Genomic DNA, 2,028 nt, shown 5'->3' with positions numbered 1-2,028 from the left:
CGGGGAATGGCGCTCGGCGTCACCCAGCAGCTCCCCATAGATGAGCGGCACACATACTCGAGGAAATACCTGCTAAACAACATAACTATTCTCATGGGGGGAAGGGCTGCGGAAGAGATCGTCCTCGGTATCATTACGACGGGTGCGGGAAACGATATCGATAGGGCAACGAGCATCGCAAGGAAAATGGTCTGTGAATGGGGCATGAGCGACAAACTGGGTCCCGTTACATTCGGGAAAAAAGACGAAGCCATATTTCTCGGGAAGGAGTTTGGGAGGCAGCAGGATTACAGCGAGTCAACGGCCCAGGAGATAGACGACGAGGTAACGAGCATCGTGAACGGGTGCTACGAAAGTGCAAAGGAGATGTTGACGAAGAACGTCGAAGTCCTGCACCGGGTCGTGCAAAAGCTCCTCGAAGATGAGGTGATCGACGGGTTCCTGATCAAACAGATAATCGAGGAGCACAATCCCCCGGATACCCCCAGCCCGGCTACGGGAGTTGCCTGAGAGTGCCCCGTTATATCAAGTACCTTTCCAGAAACGAACTCAGGGAAAAAATCAATCACCTCGGTTTCACGGGTGCTCATGCGGAAAATTTTGCATGGCATGCGGGGGAAATCGTTGTCGTCGATTCCCTCCCCCTGCCCGGCGACGAAGGAAAAATTCTTCGCCTTCTCGCCCGGGAGAACGTCCACTTCTTATCAAGCAGCGAAAAGATTCTCCTTGGCTTTGATGGACGGGATAAGATAGATACCATAAGGAAAAACTTTGGCGGCAGCCCGGAGGTTCGGTACATCGAATCTGTCGGGCGGGCTGTTGAACATATCAACAGCAGGCACAAGCACATCATCGCAAGGGGGAAGAAGGTCGAGATCGATGGAAAGCCGCCGCTTCTCATGGGAATCGTAAACGTCACACCCGACTCTTTTTCCGACGGTGGAGAGTTCTTTCAACGGGAAAGAGCAATTGAACGCGGGCTCGAGTTGATATCGGACGGGGCCGACATCGTGGACATCGGCGGCGAGTCCACCCGTCCGGGAGCAGAGCCCGTCGGAGAAGAGGAAGAGACCGAAAGGATCATCCCCGTCATAGAAGACCTTGCCGGGAGAACGGATGCCCTGTTATCGGTGGACACCTATAAATCGGCGGTTGCCCGTGAAGCACTGAAAGCGGGCGCTCACATGATCAACGATGTCTCCGGTCTCGGCTTTTCAGGGGACATGGCGGACGTTGCTTCGCAATTCGGGGCCGCGGTTATCATCATGCACATGAAGGGTACTCCCGCAAATATGCAGGAAGACCCGCGGTATAAGTCCGCTCCGGACGAGATTCTCGAGCAGCTGGGCCACGGGATAAAAAGGGCGGATAGGGCTGGCGTCAAAAGGGAGAGCATTCTGGTAGACCCCGGCGTCGGCTTCGGGAAACGGTACCGGGACAACTTATACATTATCAAAAACCTTGAGGAATTCAGGTCTGCCGGATATCCTGTTGTGGTGGGAGTGTCGAGAAAAGCGTTTATCGGCAGGGCGACGGGAAAAAGTGTCGATGACAGGGCATTCGGGACGGCGGCAGCAGTTGCGATTGCCGTTAACAACGGCGCTGACGTGTTGAGGGTTCACGACGTGAAAGAATCAAGGGATGCGGTTCTCATGGCCTGGGAAATACGGAGAGAGAAGGCATGTTAGAATTCCTGGCGAACATAACGATCGTTGACGTTATCGACATAGTCCTCGTCGCCGTGGTCTTTTACCGGATACTGATACTTATCAAGGGAACCCGGGCCGTTCAGATCATCACGGGCCTTGCCCTCCTGTTCTTTATCTTCCTCGTATCGAAGCAGTTCGGGCTTCTCACCTTCCAGTGGCTCGTGGGTAATTTCCTGGCCTACATCATCGTTATCATGGTGATAATCTTCCAGACCGAGATCAGGGCCGGTCTTGCCCGGGTCGGCAGGTACCGGTTCTTCCGATCCACCAGCATGGTTAAAAAGGAGATCTTAAACGAGGTGATCGACTTTGTCGAGTT

General features: G+C 54.0%; 3 protein-coding genes. All 3 read left to right on the top strand.

Features of this window, described 5'->3' with window-relative positions; translation table 11 throughout:
- Nucleotides 1-510 (top strand): cell division protein FtsH (locus tag GTN70_08940; protein NIO17109.1); only part of this gene is annotated, 510 nt, incomplete at its 5' end.
- Between the two features lie 389 nt (nt 511-899).
- Complete coding sequence (gene folP, locus GTN70_08935; GenBank protein NIO17108.1) at nt 900-1,688, top strand: dihydropteroate synthase; 789 nt, start codon at nt 900-902, stop codon at nt 1,686-1,688.
- Nucleotides 1,682-2,028: TIGR00159 family protein (locus tag GTN70_08930; GenBank protein NIO17107.1), on the top strand; the 347-nt coding region annotated here is incomplete at its 3' end. The genes folP and GTN70_08930, both read left to right, overlap by 7 nt.

The sequence above is a fragment of the Deltaproteobacteria bacterium genome, from assembly GCA_011773515.1.
Classification (GTDB): Bacteria; Desulfobacterota; Deferrimicrobia; order J040; family J040; genus WVXK01.
This window is presented reverse-complemented; position numbering and strand designations above follow the sequence as displayed.

Bases quoted from the DNA above. Each gene is read 5' to 3' on its own strand.
- folP (NIO17108.1), top strand. From the start codon at position 900: ATGGGAATCGTAAACGTCACACCCGACTCTTTTTCCGACGGTGGAGAG.